We start from the raw sequence: 19,087 nt of genomic DNA, 5'->3' as shown, positions 1-19,087 counted from the left end.
TTTGCCAGTTGACACTTGACGTCTGCAATTTTGCGGTTCGCGACTTGCTGCACTAGCGAAAGACCGAAGTGTGACCAACGGCGGCATTGGGCTCATCGTTGAAGTTCCCTGCATACAGGAACAATGGCTGTTATATCGGCGGATGAAGTGATGTTGCGTTGGATCCGCTGATGATCTGACCACTCAATCACTGATCGCTTCACTTGCCACCCGCTTGACCGTTGATAGCTCGCTTGAGGTAACGCCGTGAGAGGTTCTGATCCGACCTAAGAAGATTTTTCACAACATACTTTAGTATGGGAAGTTATCTTTTTTGCGCAGAGATATGCGTCCGTGTGTCCGTCAGAAGCCGTGATCTGTTGCTAGCTCAGGTCTATCAACAGCGTTCTGAGGCGACATTGCGAGTATTACACGAAACGCCAGGGTCGGACCTGGATTGGAAGGTAAAAGCACCGCTGATCGTGGAGACACCCTCTGGTGCCGTGGTCACGATTGAACGCTGGTCGCTTGCGGGATTGGAATGGCCCGACGATGCGCCAGAATGTCCCAAGGCTGCTACACTCAGCGTACCATTTCAGGGAGTCGATATCCGTTTCCCGGTACGCCTATCCAAGCCAAACTCGAATTCCACAGTACAGTTGGAAGGCCTGAGCGGTCGACAACGCGAGACTCTGGCGCTCTTCTATCGCTCGCTTTTGTCTGGGCGAATGGCCAGCAGCGGCGACGTGATAACCAGCCTCGATACTCCGGTTGATTTGGTGCCGATGGAGGAAACTGAAGGCGAGCAATCCCGAAAACCCGTGAGGCTACTTCCACGTTCTTTACGTGTTGCTTTCAATGTGGCGACCTACCTTCTGATCGCTGCGGCGGTTGTCGGCGTCATAGGCAACAACATCTTTACCAACCTGGATCGGATCGACATTCAACATGGTCGGGTGTTGGCACCCATGATCCCCTCTTTCCCTCCGGCCAAAGGTTACATCAAGCAAATTGCGGTGACACCCGGGCAGGAGGTGCTGGAGGGCGATCTTCTATTCCTAATGGACGACGCGGAAGCAGAGGCGGCACTCAAACGAACAGAAGCGGAATTGGCTTTGGCGCGCGCAGAGCTCTCAAATGTCAATGACGCCCTAAAGAACCTTCAGTCCCAATCCAGCTCTGAAATTCTGGCCGAAAGGGTTGCTACCGCCATGCGCTTTTACGCTGAGTTTGTGCAGGATGGTGGGTTTGACGATATGCGACGCCAATGGCTCAGCCTTCGCGAACGCAATCCGGATCTGGCGCAGTCTGTAGACCCCGTTCTTATTGTGACGAACCTGCTGAAAGCCGAAGAGCGAAACCGCTCGTCTGCAGTAAAGGCGTTGGAAGCGACCAAAGAAGCACAGCAACAGATAATAGAAAGCAACCATGTTCGTGCGACCACAGACGGGGTGGTTCAGGATTTCACTGTCAGCGCGGGACAACCGTTTCGCGGCACTCCGGAAGAACTGATTTTCGAAACTGCTGAGCCCCGCATGACTATCGGATGGGTGTCTGAGCGGTTTGCCGAGACAATTTACATCGGAATGCCTGCAACGATCGGTTTCAACGAAAAGGGTGAGAGGATCAGTATCCCCGGAGAGGTCTGGGATGTGCGCGCCGGGGACAACCCTGAGCGACCCGGAGAGTTCGGGATTATTGTTACTGTTCGTCCAACCGGCCTGTCGTCACGACAAACCAAAACCCAATTGCGATTGGGAGCCCCGGTCAATCTGGAAGCGAAAAGACAGTTGGGAACACGGTTTACCACTTGGATAAAGTCTATGGACCCTCGTAGTGGCCAACCCCATGACTGAGTATGAGTTCGACAAGGATCTGGCGCGGCGATTGAGGCAACTGCAATCAGATGTTCCCAACTATTTTTGCAAGTGGTCTCTACCGCAATTCACGCTGTTTCTGTTGTTGTTCATGGGGCTGCTTTGGCTATTGGCGAATGTGCCGAACCGGTTTTTCAACCCAAGCGTTTTGCATGTCACGATGGTCCTTGGAACACTCGGGTTCTGGCGATTTGGCTGGTGGTTTACCCATGCGTTGAGGGCCCAAATTTACGCTAAAGCCAAATGGCCGGGAATGCGGCGTCGCGCCGACGCGCTTTGGGATGCAGGATGGCGGCCCAAGCGTCTCCACATCCAGATGACAACGTATTTTGAGGAACCCTCGATCACCAAACGCGTCGTTGGGTCGATACTTGGGCAAATCCGGCGCGAACGGATTCCGACAACGATCTATATCGGCACGGGCAGCGCATATGACGAGCAGATTATCCGCGACTTTGTTGAAACCTATGCGCAGGATATTCCGGACGAATTGGCCACACTTGTATTTGTCCGTCAGAACCAGCCGGGCAAAAGGATGGCGATTGGCCTGATCCTTCGGGCCATTTGCCGCTCTGGCGCACACCCTGATGATCTGGTGATCTTCATGGACGGAGACGCCCTGTTTGGCGGGGATGTTTTACGCAAAACCCTGCCAATGTTTGCAAGTGATCCAGAGCTGCAGGCGCTGACGACAGATGAAGAGGTCATCTGCTATGGCCCGGTTTGGATCGCTAAATGGCTGGACATGCGATTTGCTCAACGCCGTCTCGCGATGCAAAGCCATGCTTTGTCGGGCCGCGTTTTGACACTGACGGGTCGAATGAGCGTCTTTCGAGCCAGGCATATTCTGGACGAGAAGTTCATTCGCACGATCGAAGCAGACCATCTGCATCACTGGCTATGGGGCAACTTCCGGTTTCTGTCCGGGGACGACAAATCAACCTGGTATCGGCTGCTGAGCGTAGGCGCGAAAATGACCTACGTGCCGGATGCAACTGTGTACACAATCGAGGTCATCAAAGAAAACGGCCTCATGCGGATGGTTCAGAACTTCCGCCGCTGGTCGGGCAACATGCTGCGGAACGGAAGCCGCGCGATCGCTCTTGGACCAACTGCAATGCCATTTTTCATCTGGTGGTGTGTCGTTGATCAACGGATCGCCATGTGGACCATGATGGTCAGTCCGGTCATGGCCGTAGTCGGCAGCATGATCGCGCCGGGCTATTTCTGGAACTGCATCATCTGGGTGCTGTTTTCACGGATCGTGCTGTGTCTGTTCCTGTTCGGCTACAGCAGGCGCGCGGACATGAGTTGGCCGTTCATCCTGTATCTCAACCAAGTGATCAATGCGACGGTCAAAATCTACATGATCTTTCATTTGTCCAAACAGAAATGGTCGAACAGAGGCAATCAAAGCTCAGGCGGTGGGTCGGGCTTTGTCGAAACGCTCAAAAGCGGTTTTGCCAAGTTCCAGATGGCCACTGCAATCCTGACGTTTCTAACCGCGATCCTGATCTATGTTGGTCTGATCGAGATGCCGTTCGGCTAGCAGACCTATCCTTTCGATAGGTGAATTAAGCCTATGAAACACAATGTTAAACACAAGGGTCGGTAACCTGAGATCAGACTTGTAATGAAGAGGTTTCAAATGATTCAGCCGATTATCCTTGCTGGTGGTTCCGGCACCCGTCTCTGGCCCGTTTCTCGTAAGAGTTATCCTAAGCAGTTCGTGGAGCTGGCAGGTGAGCAGAGCCTGTTTCAGAGAACAATCGAACGTGTATCCGAGCCCGGATTTTCTGCACCGCTGATCGTGACGGGCGAAGACTACAGGTTTATTGCACAGCAACAGTTGGCAGATATTGATGCCGAAAAATCTGAACTGATCATTGAACCAGTTGGTCGCAATACCTCCGCCGCGGTTTTGGCCGCAGCTTTGCGCTACAAGGAAGAGCCGGAAACGGTCCTGCTTGTCTTGCCCAGCGATCACGCAATTGAGGATGTATCCGCGTTCCGTCGAACTATGGTGCGGGCGGAGAAAACAGCCAAGCGCGGTAAGATCGTCACGTTCGGCATCAAACCCGATCATGCCGCGACGGGCTACGGCTACCTGAGAGTCGCAGGAGGGTACCAAGGTGCACTGCTGATATCTACTTTTGCGGAAAAGCCCGATGTCGAAACCGCGAATGGCATGTTGGAAAGCGGTGACTGGTTGTGGAATGCCGGGATCTTCATGTTTAGGGTCGATACTGTGCTAAAGGCTTTCGAAGCTCATGCCCCTGAAATGTCTGCACCGGTCGAGGCTGCATTGGCGCTTGGTCAAAGGGATCTTGGTTTCTACCGAATGGACCAAAACGCCTTTTCCAAGTGTCCGAGCCTCTCGTTTGATCATGCGGTGATGGAGCATGTCGAAACTGGTGTTGTGGCTTTTGAATTGGACTGCGGATGGTCCGATCTGGGCAGTTGGAAATCGGTGAAGGATCAGGGGCAGCTCGATGAGGGGGCGAATGTCACTTCTGGAAACTCGACCGCCATTGATTGCCGCGATAGCCTGCTGAGGTCGGAAAACCCGGATATCAAGTTGGTCGGGCTGGGTTTGAAAGACATAGTCGCAGTCGCAACCGACGATGGAATTTTGGTCGCGGACATGTCGCACAGCGCCGAAGTCGGCAAGGTCGTGGACGAATTGCGCAACGAAGGGTCTGACCAGGCCGAGATGTTCCGCAGGTGTCATCGACCGTGGGGCTATTATGAAACCCTTTCGCTGGGTCCTCGGTTTCAGGTCAAACGGATTATGGTCTTACCTGGTGCCAAGCTTTCACTACAAAGCCATGTACACCGTGCAGAACACTGGGTTGTTGTAAGTGGTTCTGCGCGCGTGACTGTCGGTGACAATGTCAGCCTGCTTTCCGAGAATGAATCGACCTTCATTCCGCTGGGTGCCGTGCACCGTTTGGAGAATCCGGGAAAGCTGCCACTGAATCTGATTGAGGTTCAATCAGGATGTTATCTGGGTGAAGACGATATTGTCAGATACGAGGATGTCTATGACCGTGTCGCCGTAGCTTGAAACGCCAAATACCTTCCCTCCTGAAAACTGGCCCGCGTGGAACCCCACGCGGGTTTTTTCTCTCGTATGGGATCGGTGACCATTCGTATAGGTCCGGCATCATTTGAGCACTTCGCATAGTCCCTCGATATGTTTTTGCAATTTTATCAGTGCGTTAACTTGAATTCAAATCGGAGGTATTTCTATGGAACTCAGAAAGATTGCGCAGAACGACGCCGAAATAGTAATCCCGGTGTCTTCGCAAAAATCACGGATCAGTGTTGTAGGGCTGGGGTATGTTGGGGCCGTATCAACTGCATGTTTGGCGTCGCTTGGACACGAGGTCATAGGCGTTGATATCGACCCCGATAAAGTGGGTCAGATTGCGCGCGGTGAGAGCCCGATCCACGAAGAAAATCTCGGCACAACGCTCAAAAAAGGCGTTCAAAAGGGGCTGATCTCTGCGACGGACGATCTGAGCGCAGCTGTACGCGAAACCGACGTTACCTTTGTATCGGTAGGAACACCAACCGCTCCGGATGGAGGCTGCGACTATAGCTATATAGAACAGGCAGCCCGCTCGATGGCAGTTGGCCTTCGCCAAAAGGATGGATTCCACATCTTTGCCATGCGGTGTTCGATCCCGCCCGGAACCACGATGAACGTATTGGTTCCGATCCTTGAGCGGCTTTCAGAAAAGAAGATGGGCCAGGACTTTGGGGTGTGCTTCAATCCTGAGTTTCTGCGGGAAGGCGTCGCCATAGATGACTTCCATAACCCTCCGAAAACAGTGCTTGGCACCAACGATTTTCGCACGGCGGAAGTCATGAAGCGCATCTTCACGCCGGTTGACCCAAATCCCATTTTGACAACGGTCGAAGTGGCTGAGACGATCAAATATGTCGACAATGTATGGCACGCGACCAAGGTTTGCTTTGCCAACGAAGTCGGACGCTTGTGCAAGCCGCTGGGTGTGGACAGCCACGCGGTCATGGATGTCTTTACCCAAGATACAAAGCTGAACCTGTCACCTTACTATCTGAAGCCGGGCTTTGCCTATGGCGGCTCATGCCTGCCGAAAGAGGTGCGGGCGGTAACACATATAGCCGAAGAACTGGGTGTCGAACTGCCCATGATCGGCAACCTTGACCGCTCAAATCGAGAGCAGATCGATCAAGCGACCGAGATGCTGCGAAAGACGGGGGCCAAGCGTGTTGGGGTTCTGGGGCTGGCTTTCAAACCTGGCACCGACGATCTGCGCGAAAGCCCTATTCTGGAAGTCATGGCCGAGCTCCATGCCGAGGGGGTGGAGTTGGTCCTGCATGATCCGGCGGTGACAAAAGAAACCCCTCTGAGTGGGTTGCAAGCCTACATGCATCACGCTGGCTCTGGCATTCGAAGCCTCGCGGGATCCATCAAATCGATGCTCTGCGACAGCATAGAAGACGTAATGGAACAGGCCGAGGCTGTCATCGTTTGCCACCGCAACCCCGCTTATCAGAACGCCGTTTCCAGTAAACCGGAGATGCCTGTCGTGGATGTGGTGCGCTTGTTCCCCGAGAACCCGGTGAACCGTCGGATCGACGGCATCGGTTGGTAAATTTTTACTCCAATAAGCTGAAAGTAAGAGGTGAAATGATGCCTGCGGTATCTTCAAATGTAATTTCAGGAACGGGTTTGTCCGATCAACTTGTTGGCGGAAGTGAGCAGGAGACCCTGATAGGGCTTGCCGGAAACGATGAGATCCAAGGGCAAGCCGGCGATGATGTGTTGCACGGCGACTATGCCGAGGCAAACTTGTTGGAAGGCACAGAAGGTGCTGTCAGTTTTTCCGACTACGCTGAGAACGGCGAATGGGGATTGGTTGATCTTCCAAACGGCCACCAGCAGATGGAGCAGCAGATTACGACCGAAGCGGGCGGGGTCTATGAACTGCACCTGGATCTTGCGACAAATTTTGCTGCAGGTCGTTCCGGGGCTGCCGTCGAAGTGCTGGTCGATGGTGAGGTGGTCGCCGAGTTTTCTTCTCAAAGCGGTGCTTTCGGATCTCATTCCGTTCAATTCACGGCTGACGATGACAGCTCGACCATAACGATCAGATCGATTGATGTGTCAGGCAACGGTCCAGAAATTGATACGTCCGGTCCTGCGTTTCATTATGACAAGGATGTCGAGATTGGCGGACAAACCGTGACGGTTTCCGCATTCGCCGATGGGCAATCAAATCTCTATCAGGTTCTAAATGGAACACTGCATGTGTTTGATGTCGAAACCCAAGCATATGAAATGGCGGGCGTCGAGGGCACGGTCAATGTGAACTCAATGGGTTACAATACGGAAGACGACCTTCTGTATGCCATCGCAGTAGGCGACGGAGTGGATTCACTGGGGCAGGTGGTTAGCCGCTCTGATTTGGTGATGCTGGATGCCGAAGGAAACAGTTACCGTGTTGGCAGCACACCATATCGGTCTTGGACTGGAGACTTTGACGATCAGGGCAATCTTTGGTCTTTCCAATCCAGCATGGACCGTATCGCAGTCATTGATGTCGATCAGTTCGATGCGGATGGAAACCCGGTAACCACAGTATACAAGTTGCCATCCGATCTTGTGGATTTCAAAGTCTACGATGTTGCGTTCGACGCGGCCTCACAGTCGTTCTACGGTGTCTCTCGCCCAAGTTTCGAAGGTGCAGCTACGGTTATGTTGATCGTTGATATCTCTTCGGGCGAACCAGAGTTTCGAACGGTTTCAGTCACATCGACAGTGATTAACGGTGAAGTCCTGAATGGGGTCCCGCTAATGACGTTTGGAGCTGCAATCATTGACGCAGACGGAAACCTGTTTGTTGGTGGCAACTCAGGCGACCACGACATGGATGACTCGACACTTGCAACAGGCGCGATTTTCCAGGTCATCGTAGATGATGTGACCGGCGAGGCTAGTTTGCACCTTATCGAAGAGGCGCCGAAATCGTATTCGAATGATGGTGCCGCCGACCCGACAGCAACCAGTCCGTTTGCGCCCGTCGATTTGGATGCAAGCGTTTTGGTCAAGGATCTGACACTTGTTGCGACTACCGAAGGCGCTTTGAGCTACGATGATGACCTTTCGGGCAATGCTGGTAGCGATGCCCTATACGGTGGGATTGGCACAGACACCCTGACGGGTGGTAGTTCAGGCGACGTGCTTGAAGGGGATGACGGCAACGATCTGCTGCACGGTGGAGCGGGCGTCGGTGCCGCTAGCGGCATTGTCTCGCAATATGACGAAGACGGTGTGCGGTATGACCAGTTTGGCAATGTTCTTACAGAAGACGATGACTCGTTGTTCGGCGGTCAGGGCGACGATCAACTGATGGGCTCAGCTGGGCACGACATGCTGGATGGTGGGATCGGCAACGACATTTTGGATGGCGGTTCAGGCTTTGACATTCTCATCGGCGGTCAGGGCGATGACACACTCCGCGGTGGATCCGAAGCTGACACATTGCGAGGTGAAGACGGCCAAGACGTTATGGACGGTGGCTCGGGCAATGATGAGATGTTCGGTGGCACAGGCGATGACCAACTCGATGGCGGGTCTGGCGCGGATGTCCTGAACGGTGGCGATGGCAGTGATAATTTGTCAGGTGGATCCGGTGATGATTTTCTGTCCGGGGACGACGGAAAAGACACGCTAACCGGAGGATCTGGCAACGATGACCTAGATGGCGGTGCGGGCGACGACAGCCTCTCTGGGGGCTCCGGTGATGATACCGCGATAGGCGGTCTCGGTGCGGATACTCTGGATGGCGGATCCGGAAACGACACATTAGCTGGCGGTGAGGGCTCCGACACGCTGAAGGGTGGTTCTGACGATGACGAGTTGAATGGGGGTGCTGGCAACGATTATCTGAATGGCTCCAGCGGTGACGACGTTCTGGACGGAGGTTCAGGGAAAGATCGGCTTTACCTTGGCGCAGGAGATGATCAAGCCACCGGTGGCGCAGATGCGGACAGGTTCATTTTCCGCGATGAGGATCTGGACGGGTCGACCGATACGATCACAGACTTTTCGCTCAGCGATGGCGATTTACTCGATCTACGTGCGCTCAACATCGATAGTGGCGGAGCTGATACATCTGACTGGTTTAATGCCAACGCTGAAATCGTGGGCGGGACCGATGTCTACGTAACTTTGTCACCGGATACGACATTGATCCTTGAAGGCGTAGCGTCGGATTTCGACCAACTCTACGATCACTTTCTATTCTGAAGTCCCCCCCTGCGGACCCGGGTCACTCGAATCCTGCATCCCGAGCGATCAGAGCGGCCTGGGTCCGGTTTTTTGCATTGAGTTTCTTGCAAAGGGTCCGAACATGCAGCTTGATCGTGACTTCCTGAAGATCCAGCTCTCGCGCGATCTCCTTGTTGGACTGCCCACGGCACAATCCGCGTAGAACCTGTTTTTCCCGCTGGCTGAGCTGACGGGAAAAGTCGCTTTCTTTGACATCGCCATCCATACTTAGAACACTGGCCGGGACGAAGGTTTCGCCGGCGATCATAAATCGCACCGCGTTGACCAGGGATTTGGCGCCCATGGTTTTGGGCAAGAAACCAACGGCGCCCATTTCGACTGCTTCCTGTGCGATCTTGTTTGGTGCCGTCCCGCTCAATATCGCAAAAGCCTGTTCAGGGAATTGGCGAATTGCGTCTGAAAGCCCTTCGATCCCGTTCATGCCCGGCATTTCAAAGTCTAACAGGACCAAGTCGAATGGATCTTCGGATGACAGCAATTTCATCGCAGCCATGTAGTCGGGTACGGCAACAACTGCCGCGCGCCCCTCGGTTTCGAGGTAGGATGAGATCGTGTCACGGACCAAACCGTGATCATCAGCCAATAGAATTCGCATCGATATCGGTGACCTTGAACAAATGCTTTGATCCGATTTTATCGCACCCGGAATAGTTGAACCACCAAAAGGGTTACTATTTGACGAACTTTGCAAATTCATGTTGTTTTCCTAAACTATTACTCTTTGACGCTGGCTGCCAAAGCCTCATTATCGCACTCAGCGACAACTTTGATTGCATGGTTTGGGATGTCGAAAGTTCGCAAATTAGGCTGATGGTGTGACCTTTGGTGCGCTGAACTATCCTAAAGTATAGCGAGCTATTCTATTGCGTCTGAGAACGTTTTGCGGGGCTGTGTCAAAAACGTTTTGACAAAGGTTCACCTACTCACGGACACAATCTCGCATGCTTAGAACTTTAAAATCACTTTGCGCCACACTCGCCATTTCATTTGCGAGTGCGGCATATGCGGATGAAGTACTTCTTACGGTGTCGGGCGATGTCGGTCTCAAAGGAAACAAGAACACTTGGACATTCGACAGGAAAGCCCTTGAGGCATTGCCCAGTAAGTCAATCGATACCACAACGATCTGGACAGAGGGTACGCAGAGCTTTGAAGGAGTTTCCCTTGATGTGCTTCTGGACCATGTCCAGGCAGAGCAGGGGATCATACGAGCGGTGGCTTTGAATGACTACGCCGTCACCATTCCCACCAGTGATGCAACAGATGTTGGCCCGATCGTTGCCTACTTGCGCGATGGCAAGGCGATGTCAGTACGCGACAAAGGACCTTTGTGGATAATTTACCCTTACGATGCTAACGAGGCCTATCAGTCCGAAGAAATTTATGCCCGCAGCATTTGGCAACTCAATCGATTGGAAGTCGTTGCACAGTAAGTACCGAGGAGAAGGCCATCGACACTAAAGCGCCTTTCATGAGCATGAAGAGATGGCCCATTTTTGCCTTTGTAGGCTTGCTGGTTGTGAGTCTGGCTATCGTGCTTTCCCTTGGGCGCGAGGTGAAATCAGATCTCGACGCGCTCTCGACCGCAAAAACAGACAACGTCAGCTGGTTGATGTCTCAGCTCGAAGTCGAGCTGCTTAGGTTCGAAGTCTCGGTCATTGATGCTTCATCACGTTCCAATGGTGACTTGTCCGCTGTACGCAACCGTTTCGATATCTTTTTTAGCCGAGCGGATACGCTGTTTAATAGCGAGCTGTTTTCATTTCTGCGAGGGGGTGCCGCCGCGCAACCAGCCTTGCAAGCCACTGAAGACTTCTTATCCAGGCTGACACCATTGATTGATGGGCCGGATGACCAGCTGCGCGCGGCACTTCCTGATCTGCGGGCGCAGATTCAAACACTGCGACCTGAAGTGCGCGAGCTTGCGCTGGGCGGTATTCAGGGATTTGCGCAGGAAAATGCAACCCGACGTGCTGAGTTGGCCAGCACACTAACTCGAATGGCATCATTGCTTGTTGTACTTTTTGTTGCATTGCTTTTAGCTTTTGCAGTTCTCATCAAATTATTCCGGCAGGGGCAGTTGTTTGCCCGGCAAAGCCAGTCGGCTCGCAACCGATTTGAAGCGGCCATTACCTCGTCACTGGATGCGGTGTTGGTGGTCGATACTTCTGGAAGAATTCTTGAATTCAACGGCGCCGCCGAAGATGTCTTTGGGTACAGTCAGGCCGAGGCAATCGGTGCCGATATGGCTGAACTTATCGTTCCAGAACACCTGCGCGCCCTGCACCGAAAAGGCATGACGCGATTTCTCGAGACCGGCGAGCAAAAGGTAATCGGCGCTGGGCGTGTCAGGTTAGAGGGTCTGCGCAAATCGCAGGAAACTTTTCCAGTGGAGCTTTCCATATCGCTCGCCGAAACCGACGGAGAGCAAGTCTTTGTCTCATTCCTTCGGGATATAACTGAGGAACTCAAAGCTGAGGAAGACTTACGCACTGCAAGAGACAAGGCGCGGGAAAGCGAACAGGCCAAATCCGATCTGCTAACCGTGATGAGCCATGAGATGCGTACACCGTTGAACGGAATACTCGGTTCTGCCGCATTGATTGATCAGAGCAACCTGACGGATAGGCAAAAGCGGTATCTTCATTCTATCGAAGTGTCGGGGAAGTTGCTGCTGTCGCATGTGACTGATGTTTTGGATTTTTCCAGACTGGGTTCAGGCAATGCCTTGCGTGACAGATCAAGCTTTGACGTAATGGAGGTTGTCCACGAGGTAGCCGACAGCCTGTCGGCGAACGCAGATGCGCGTGGCAACAACCTGAAGGTCGATGTTCTATCTGAAGAACTTATCGACGTTCTTGGATACAGAACTGCGCTGCAGCAATGCTTAGTGAACCTGCTAGGTAACGCAATCGAATTTACGCGGGATGGATCAGTCACGATCGAAGTCGAAAGGCTTCGGCATGACGATCTGGTTGAGTTTCGGATTGCAGATACCGGGGTCGGGATATCACCTGACTATCTGGACGTTATCTTCGATGAATTTGTCACGATCGATACCGCCTTTGCACGTGAGACGAGCGGAACTGGATTAGGGCTCGCTATTACCAAAAGACTAGTCGAAGCGATGGGTGGCGACATCACGGCGGATAGTGTGCTTGGAGAAGGCAGCCTGTTTACAATGCGACTGCCTCTGCCAACCTCAAGATCTGATGTCACGAGCGAACCGGATTCCACAGACGCGCCACGGGCAGAGCTTTATCAGGGTTTGAAAACGCTGGTGGTAGACGACAATGAAATCAATCGAATGATCTTGACCGATATGCTTGAAGATCTTGGCTTTTCGGTTGCTGAGGCTGATACTGGTTACGCCGCCTTAGAACGTCTTGGGTCCGAGCGATTTGATGTACTTTTGTTGGATATCAGCATGCCCGGTATCGATGGTATCGAAACACTCGGAAAAGTTCGCGAACTGAATATCGAGTGGGGCAATTTGCCAGCGATAGCAGTTACGGCTCATGCAGCCCCAAAAGATCACGAAGTCATACGAGCAGCAGAATTTCGAGGGCTGTTGGTTAAGCCGGTTTCATTGGCTGCGCTGCAATCAGAATTGGCGAGGGTCTTAAATGCCAACGGAACCGGTATCAACGACTCTGAGAATGACTTTAAGACCCGATTTGGGGACGATAAGTATCGTGAAGCCTGCGAAGAGTTGAACAGTGAACTTGTTGAACTCATTGAGGATCTGAAGGCTTCCGATGAGTTAAGCAGAGCGCTTAAACAAAGGGCACATAAGCTTTGTGGTTCTGCTGCGATACTTGGTCAAGATAATCTTTGGTCCAAGCTCAATGACATTCAAAATTGCTCTTCGCAGGAATGGAGCGACGAGAAAACTACACTCTTGAGGGATTTGCAGCACGTAGCCAAACGTTGTTTATGAAAAACAGACTGCTTGCCATTGCCCGCAGCTTTTGCGGTTGCGCTTGAACTAGCGGGACGGAGCGAGGCGACATCAACAGTACGGCCAATGCCTGTTAAGGAAAAAGTTGCAGCTTTGGGAGCTGAAACCTGCCTCGTTCAGTTTGTTCGTGATCAAGAGATGAAAGACATATTGATCTGACCTTCTCCGCTCCATGCTAGCCATACACGCTGGCTGCAAATCGGTCGTCTTTTGCCAGTTGTGCAGCTTCGAGACGCCTCAACTCTTCCAGAGCCCGGCTTTGATCCCCGGTCCGCGCAAGCGCAGTGTTGTAGGCGCGTAGGACTGAGCGTGGCCGCCAGGGCAAAGCCGCTTGCGAAACCCAGGCGCGCAAAATCGGCGGAAGATTGTCAAATTCGCGCATTGGGTTCTCGCTGCGCCGTCGTTTTCGGATTTTCGTCTGGCCAAGATTGCGGCTCATCAGTCGGCCTCGTTCAGGTTAAATGTCGGTTCGAGCGCGTCGATCCAACACTGGAAATTCGAAGACTGTCGGCGTCGCCATATTGTGGTCGCGCATTCGGGCCATCGGGTGTCAGGGACAGATACCCCCATGTTCCAATCGGCTGCACGCTCGATAAAGCGCCGGCGAGGGAAAACTTGGCGACCCACTCAGGCCGCATAGCAATCCAGAAATGCCCTTTCGCGCGGATCACACCAGGTAGATCGCCGCGCCGCAGAGCTAGAATGGTCTCGCTATCGACCACGGAATGGTTTGTCTCGCTGCGGTTACACAGGAATTCATGGCTGAAATAATCTTTGAGCAGGTTTACCGCTTTCACGACGGCGACGCGCTGTTTAGGGCGTGGTTTAGCAGGGTGGCTTTACCGGCGCCAAGAAAGCCGGACAGGACGGTGACGGGAAGTCGGGTATCAGTCATGGCCTAGAAACACTTCTTCTTTTTGTCCCAGTTTTGGGTTGATGCGCCCGCAGCATGTCGAGGCTGCGTTGCAATTCCGGGCGGGTCAGATCGCGCGCGATGACCACGATGCGAGAGCGGCGGTCGTCTCCGATCCAGTTCTTCAAAGGGACCGGCGGGTCGAAAATGTGTTGGACGCCGTGAAAGACAAACGGCACGTCGATACCCTCGAGAAACACGATCCCTTTGACACGCAGGATGTCTGGGCCCTTGAGGGTGATCAGCGTGTCCAGCCAGTAATCAAAGGCTGAATCCTTGATTGGCGTGTCCAGAACGATCGAAGCAGAACTGATCCGGGTATTATGAGGTGTCGGTGCAAACGACACCGGCTTGGGTTTGGATAAACCCGAAAGGTTTGCGAGCGGGTCAATCTTTGGTTCAGGCGCCGATGTTGTCCATGCAATCGCATCTTCTTGACGCACACCCTTACGCAGGCCGCTCAATCCCCACATTTGCTTCGGGTCGAACTGCCCAGCGACCGGCCGTTCGATCCGGGCTGTAGGGTTCAACCCGTTCAGTCGCATGGACAAAGCATCTGTGACCTTGGCAGATACCAGATCTGTTTTGCTGAGCAGGATCAGATCGGCCATCGCGACCTGTGAGACGGCTTCGAACTGTGCATCCAAGGTTTTGGACCCGTTGGCCGCATCGACGACTGTTACCAATCCGTCCATGCGAGTTGTGCGTGCCAATTCGGGGTCGATCAAAAGTGTCTGCAGAATTGGGGCAGGGTCGGCAAGTCCGGTGGTTTCTATGATGATCCGCTCAAATCTAAGAAAGCCGTCGTCACGCCGTTCGATCAGATCCGCAATTGTCCCTGCCAAATCTCCTCGAATTGAACAGCACAGGCACCCGGATTGCATCAGGATGATTTCATCCTCGACAGACTCGATCAGATCGTGATCCAGGCCGGCTTCACCAAACTCATTCACGATTACTGCGACTTTTCCGGAAGATGTCTCTGCCAACACCGCGTTCAGCAAGGTGGTTTTCCCAGCGCCAAGAAAGCCAGTCAGAACGGTGACAGGTATTCGCCGGTCCTTGTTGGGTTCAGCACCATATGCTGCTTGCGAAATCACTGCTCTCTCCTTGTTTAAATACGTGATAACATCACGAAATGAAAGTTCAAGCAGAGCAAGACATTATCGTGGTTTTGGCGGGAATGTGTTGGCAGGGAGTTAACTAAAGCGCTCTGTCCTAATGCATCAGGGGTAACACGATCACTTACAACATATGCACCAATACTCTGTGTCGCCCCTGACGTTGTTAAGCCCGGCCAATGTTTAAGCACCGACCGGGCTGGAGGTTAAAGACATTCCGCCAGTGTTTTGGCCATGTTGCGGATAACTTGAGGATACAGCGCCGCTCCGGGTTCCAGATCAGATCCCAAAGGATCAATAACGCCGGTTTTGGCTTCGGTTCCATCCAGAACGGTTGCGACGATGCCCGGGTTGAACTGCGGTTCGGTCATAACGCAATCAATGCCTTCGTTTTTGATGCGCGCCTGAATCTCGGCAATGCGAGCCGGGCTTGGGTCAGTTGCGTCACCGATCGAGATTGCACCCGAGGCCGGGAAGTCGAACGCATCTTCGAAGTACTGGTAAGCGTCATGGAAGACGATAAAGCTGCCGCCACGGACAGGTTCAAGCGTTTCGGCCACTTCGGCAGACAGCGCAGCCATTTCTTCACGCGCAGCTGCAGCGTTCGCAAAGTAGGTGCCTGCATTGTCGGGATCAGCTGACGAAAGCTGTGCTGCGATCAGGTTTAACCAGATTTCAGCGTTTGCCGGAGAAAGCCAGGCGTGGGGGTCGTGTTCGCCGTGTGCGTGTCCGTCATGGTCATCATGCCCTTCGTGGTCGGCATGCTCTTCATGATCATGGTCATCGCCTTCCGTATGATCTTTGTGATCATGGTCGTGACCTTCATCTTCGGCATGTTCCTCGTGATCGTGGTCATCATCTTCCCCATGCGCTTCGTGATCGTGCTCGCCCTCTTCTGCATGCTCGTCACCATGGTCGTGATCATCATGACTCTTGTTTTCAGCATGTTCATCATGCCCATGATCATCTTCTTCTCCGTGGTCATGGGCCTCGAACAATGCACCCTCACGGAAATCGAGAAGAACTGTGCCGTCAGACTCCAATAAAGTCGTGACGGTTGCGCCATCTGCAAGGGTGTCTATCGCACCCTCCATCCACGGCGTCAGGTCCTCACCAATCCAGAATACCAGATTGGCCTCTTGCAATGCCGAAGCTTCAGAAGGACGCAGGTTATACTCATGCGGAGATGCGCCGGGTGGTACAATAAGTTCAGGTGTTCCAACCCCCTCCATAACCCGTGCTACCAGCGAATGGACTGGTGCGATATCGACCGCTACATTCGGAACATCCGCCATAGCCGTCCCACCCATGAGAGCAGCCGTGATCGATAGTGGGAGAAGCTTTCTGGACATCAGAACCTCTATGTGATTTTATAACGTTACGAGCGGCATACATGATATGGAATAACATGACAAGCGATACGCACCCTGTTCCGGTCGACGAAACGGCCACGGTTGGATTCCAGAAACACGACCACGAGAGTTGTGTTGAGACCGCTTTGTCGACGGCGGAAGCGCGGTGCAAAGAAGAGGGTCTACGCCTAACCCCTGTTCGCCGGAAAGTTCTGGAGTTGCTGTTGCAGGAGCATCGGGCGCTTGGTGCCTATGCCATTCTTGATCGCCTGCGCGAGGAGGGGTTCGGATCTCAACCGCCGGTGGCTTATAGGGCGCTTGATTTCCTCGTGCAAAATGGGTTCGTTCACAAGATCGAACGGTTGAATGCGTTTGTCGCCTGCTCGCACCCTGGCGCTGCCCACTCGCCAGCCTTCATGATCTGCAGAAAATGCGATGCCGTGGCCGAGGCGCATTCCGCGCCGGCCAAAGGTGTTTTGGGCGCGGCTGCACGCGCGGCGGGTTTCGAGATTGAGCGAACGGTAGTAGAAGCCGAGGGAATCTGTCCGGACTGCACCAAAAAGGCGTAGAGATGACCCTTATCACCGTTGAAAATCTCGGCGTACGCTATGGTGCCAACAATGTTCTGCGCCATGTAGACATGAGCATCGAGCCCGGAGAGATTGTCACAATTGTAGGTCCAAACGGATCAGGCAAGACCAGCCTGTTGCGGGCCATCATCGGCGCGACCAAGCCATCTGCGGGGAAAGTGTCTTTGAGGCCGGGCCTGAAAATCGGCTATGTACCTCAAAAACTGCATATTGATCCGACTTTGCCGATATCTGTCGAACGGTTCATGCGTCTGACCGACCGCGTTTCCGGAAAACAATGCGAGGATGCTCTTGAATCCGCAGGCGTGCCGCACCTTCTGAAACGCCAGATGTCACAATTGTCCGGGGGGCAGTTCCAGCGCGTATTGCTGGCCCGTGCTTTGATCAATCGGCCAGATGTTTTGCTTCTGGACGAAGCGACCCAGGGGCTCGACCAACCGGGATCGGCGGCATTTTATCGTCAGATTGAGGATGTGCGACGCGAAACCGGCTGTGCAATTCTGATGATCAGTCATGAGTTGCACGTGGTCATGAGTGCTTCGGACAGGGTGATTTGCCTGAATGGTCATGTATGCTGCGAAGGATCTCCGGCTGTTGTCGCGTCAGCCCCGGAATACCGAGCCCTGTTTGGAACAGGAACAGGTGGCGCGCTGGCCCTTTACCGTCATGATCATGACCACAATCACGACCACTGTGAAAACTCTCAGGAAGCAGCAGAATAATGCTTGATGATTTTATGACGCGCGCAACACTCGCGGGTGTTGGTGTTGCATTTGCAGCAGCTCCGCTTGGCTGCTTCGTCGTCTGGCGACGGATGGCCTATTTTGGAGATGCCACAGCACATGCTGCGATCCTCGGTGTTGCGCTGTCTCTGACGTTTCAGATGTCGGTCTTTACCGGGGCATTGGCGGTTGCGCTTGTCATGGCGCTGACGGTAACGCTGTTGGCTGGCCGGGGGTATGCGATGGACACATTGTTGGGGGTTTTGGCGCATTCCGCGCTTGCCTTCGGTCTTGTTGCTGTCTCGTTTCTGTCAGGTGTTCGTATTGACCTTATGGCGTATCTCTTTGGCGATATCCTTGCGGTATCTCGCTCGGATCTTATCGTGATTTGGGGTGGCGCCGCGCTGGTCGTGGCGCTGATCGCATGGCGGTGGTCCCAACTGTTGACAGCGACGCTGAATGAAGAACTGGCCTATGCCAGCGGCTTTGATCCCAAGCGCGAGCAGTTGATCCTGACCTTGGCCCTGGCAGTAACTGTTGCGGTAGCGATCAAAGTCGTGGGGGTCTTGCTGATTGCAGCAATGCTGATCATTCCCGCCGCAGCCGCACGCAATTTGGCACGTTCACCAGAAACGATGGCCTTGATTGCAGCGGCGATCGGCGCGTTTTCCGCCGTAGCAGGGCTGCGCGCAGCCTATGTTTTTGACACACCGGCCGGTCCTTCAATCGTCTGCGTAGCCGCAATTTTGTTTGCGTGTTTCAGCCTCGTCGGGTGGCAGGCCCAGCGCAGAGATTAGAAACCCCAATCTCGAATTAGAGGAAAACGAGATGACTGGCCTGGCAATTGACGCAGGGCGGATCAAGGCTGTCCGTAAGGCGTGCAAGGCCGGACGTTACAAGCTTGCGAAGATCGGCTGAAAAGGCGTCCGTACCAACAGCTTCCGCCTGTTGGCCTGCTCTTCTGCAGCCCTAAGTTTTTCTGGAAATATGTTCAGGGCGTGCGCCCTCCATCTCCTCTGACCATCTTGGCTATGAGGAAAGTCATGTGCATGGATCCGGTAGCGGACACGAGGCTGTGCCTCTTGTGGGCCACACCTGCTATTTGGTTGATAGTCGGCTGCAGCACCCGCATGATGGCCATTGCGACGACCACGATCCGCTGGAAGTAGTTGTATAGAGTACGCTCAAAGCTTGCCCAATATTCGCCACCCACCTTCCACATCGATG

16 protein-coding genes and 1 pseudogene are annotated in these 19,087 nt (G+C 53.5%); 10 read left to right on the top strand and 7 right to left on the bottom strand.

The features are described 5' to 3' along the window. Positions 1 to 335 precede the first annotated feature (335 nt). The 5 genes from ACR0IO_RS09170 to ACR0IO_RS09150 all read left to right on the top strand — a co-directional run bounded on the left by ACR0IO_RS09170 (position 336) and on the right by ACR0IO_RS09150 (position 9,159). Positions 336 to 1,835: an HlyD family secretion protein gene (locus ACR0IO_RS09170; RefSeq protein WP_480741036.1), complete on the top strand. Its 1,500-nt coding sequence runs from the start codon at positions 336 to 338 to the stop codon at positions 1,833 to 1,835. Beyond that, entirely contained in the window at positions 1,828 to 3,405 is a 1,578-nt protein-coding gene (locus ACR0IO_RS09165; RefSeq protein WP_480741034.1) for a glycosyltransferase, read from the top strand. The genes ACR0IO_RS09170 and ACR0IO_RS09165 overlap by 8 nt, the downstream gene beginning before the upstream one ends. 99 nt (positions 3,406 to 3,504) lie before the next feature. Then, positions 3,505 to 4,923 carry a mannose-1-phosphate guanylyltransferase/mannose-6-phosphate isomerase gene (locus tag ACR0IO_RS09160; protein ID WP_480741033.1) on the top strand — a complete coding sequence of 473 codons (1,419 nt, stop codon included), beginning with the start codon at positions 3,505 to 3,507 and terminating at the stop codon, positions 4,921 to 4,923. A gap of 184 nt (positions 4,924 to 5,107) precedes the next feature. Next, entirely contained in the window at positions 5,108 to 6,502 is a 1,395-nt protein-coding gene (locus ACR0IO_RS09155; RefSeq protein WP_480741032.1) for a nucleotide sugar dehydrogenase, read from the top strand. A 77-nt stretch (positions 6,503 to 6,579) separates the two neighbouring features. Next, positions 6,580 to 9,159: a calcium-binding protein gene (locus ACR0IO_RS09150; RefSeq protein ID WP_480741030.1), complete on the top strand. Its 2,580-nt coding sequence runs from the start codon at positions 6,580 to 6,582 to the stop codon at positions 9,157 to 9,159. Positions 9,160 to 9,181: 22 nt separating this feature from the next. Here ACR0IO_RS09150 and ACR0IO_RS09145 read toward each other — a convergent pair whose 3' ends face one another. Then, positions 9,182 to 9,796, bottom strand: coding sequence for a response regulator transcription factor (locus ACR0IO_RS09145; RefSeq protein ID WP_170424629.1), 615 nt, complete (start codon positions 9,794 to 9,796; stop codon positions 9,182 to 9,184). Between the two features lie 346 nt (positions 9,797 to 10,142). Between ACR0IO_RS09145 and ACR0IO_RS09140 the strand changes: the two genes are divergently transcribed. Together ACR0IO_RS09140 and ACR0IO_RS09135 are read left to right on the top strand one after the other, a co-directional pair. Then, complete coding sequence (locus tag ACR0IO_RS09140; protein ID WP_480741028.1) at positions 10,143 to 10,634, top strand: putative pterin-binding protein; 492 nt, start codon at positions 10,143 to 10,145, stop codon at positions 10,632 to 10,634. A 38-nt stretch (positions 10,635 to 10,672) separates the two neighbouring features. Beyond that, positions 10,673 to 13,141 carry a hybrid sensor histidine kinase/response regulator gene (locus ACR0IO_RS09135; RefSeq protein WP_480741025.1) on the top strand — a complete coding sequence of 823 codons (2,469 nt, stop codon included), beginning with the start codon at positions 10,673 to 10,675 and terminating at the stop codon, positions 13,139 to 13,141. A 196-nt stretch (positions 13,142 to 13,337) separates the two neighbouring features. On the opposite strand, the gene ACR0IO_RS09130 is transcribed toward ACR0IO_RS09135, so the two are convergent. The 5 genes and pseudogenes from ACR0IO_RS09130 to ACR0IO_RS09110 all read right to left on the bottom strand — a co-directional run bounded on the left by ACR0IO_RS09130 (position 13,338) and on the right by ACR0IO_RS09110 (position 16,548). Continuing rightward, positions 13,338 to 13,601 carry a DUF6525 family protein gene (locus ACR0IO_RS09130; RefSeq protein WP_480741022.1) on the bottom strand — a complete coding sequence of 88 codons (264 nt, stop codon included), beginning with the start codon at positions 13,599 to 13,601 and terminating at the stop codon, positions 13,338 to 13,340. Between the two features lie 98 nt (positions 13,602 to 13,699). Further along, a pseudogene (locus ACR0IO_RS09125) lies at positions 13,700 to 13,872 on the bottom strand (GTP-binding protein); the annotation flags it as partial. Between the two features lie 83 nt (positions 13,873 to 13,955). Further along, positions 13,956 to 14,057, bottom strand: a complete 102-nt coding sequence (locus ACR0IO_RS09120; protein ID WP_480741019.1) for a GTP-binding protein — start codon at positions 14,055 to 14,057, stop codon at positions 13,956 to 13,958. Then, a complete protein-coding gene (locus tag ACR0IO_RS09115; RefSeq protein WP_480741018.1) occupies positions 14,054 to 15,175 on the bottom strand; it encodes a CobW family GTP-binding protein in 1,122 nt (373 codons plus the stop codon). The genes ACR0IO_RS09120 and ACR0IO_RS09115 overlap by 4 nt, the downstream gene beginning before the upstream one ends. Before the next feature lie 227 nt (positions 15,176 to 15,402). Next, the gene (locus tag ACR0IO_RS09110; protein ID WP_480741015.1) at positions 15,403 to 16,548 is read right to left on the bottom strand and encodes a zinc ABC transporter substrate-binding protein; all 1,146 of its coding nucleotides are present in this window, start codon (positions 16,546 to 16,548) and stop codon (positions 15,403 to 15,405) included. A gap of 56 nt (positions 16,549 to 16,604) precedes the next feature. Between ACR0IO_RS09110 and ACR0IO_RS09105 the strand changes: the two genes are divergently transcribed. From ACR0IO_RS09105 to ACR0IO_RS09095, 3 genes are read left to right on the top strand one after another with little or no spacing between them, the layout of a single operon-like run. Then, entirely contained in the window at positions 16,605 to 17,117 is a 513-nt protein-coding gene (locus ACR0IO_RS09105) for a Fur family transcriptional regulator (protein ID WP_480741643.1), read from the top strand. Positions 17,118 to 17,119: 2 nt separating this feature from the next. After that, positions 17,120 to 17,860 carry a metal ABC transporter ATP-binding protein gene (locus ACR0IO_RS09100; protein WP_480741014.1) on the top strand — a complete coding sequence of 247 codons (741 nt, stop codon included), beginning with the start codon at positions 17,120 to 17,122 and terminating at the stop codon, positions 17,858 to 17,860. After that, entirely contained in the window at positions 17,860 to 18,657 is a 798-nt protein-coding gene (locus tag ACR0IO_RS09095) for an iron chelate uptake ABC transporter family permease subunit (protein ID WP_170331969.1), read from the top strand. The genes ACR0IO_RS09100 and ACR0IO_RS09095 overlap by 1 nt, the downstream gene beginning before the upstream one ends. 194 nt (positions 18,658 to 18,851) lie before the next feature. Here ACR0IO_RS09095 and ACR0IO_RS09090 read toward each other — a convergent pair whose 3' ends face one another. Further along, entirely contained in the window at positions 18,852 to 19,082 is a 231-nt protein-coding gene (locus ACR0IO_RS09090; RefSeq protein ID WP_480741010.1) for a hypothetical protein, read from the bottom strand. Between the last annotated feature and the right edge of the window lie 5 nt (positions 19,083 to 19,087).

Source organism: Ruegeria sp. CE12 (assembly GCF_056537525.1).
This window is presented reverse-complemented; position numbering and strand designations above follow the sequence as displayed.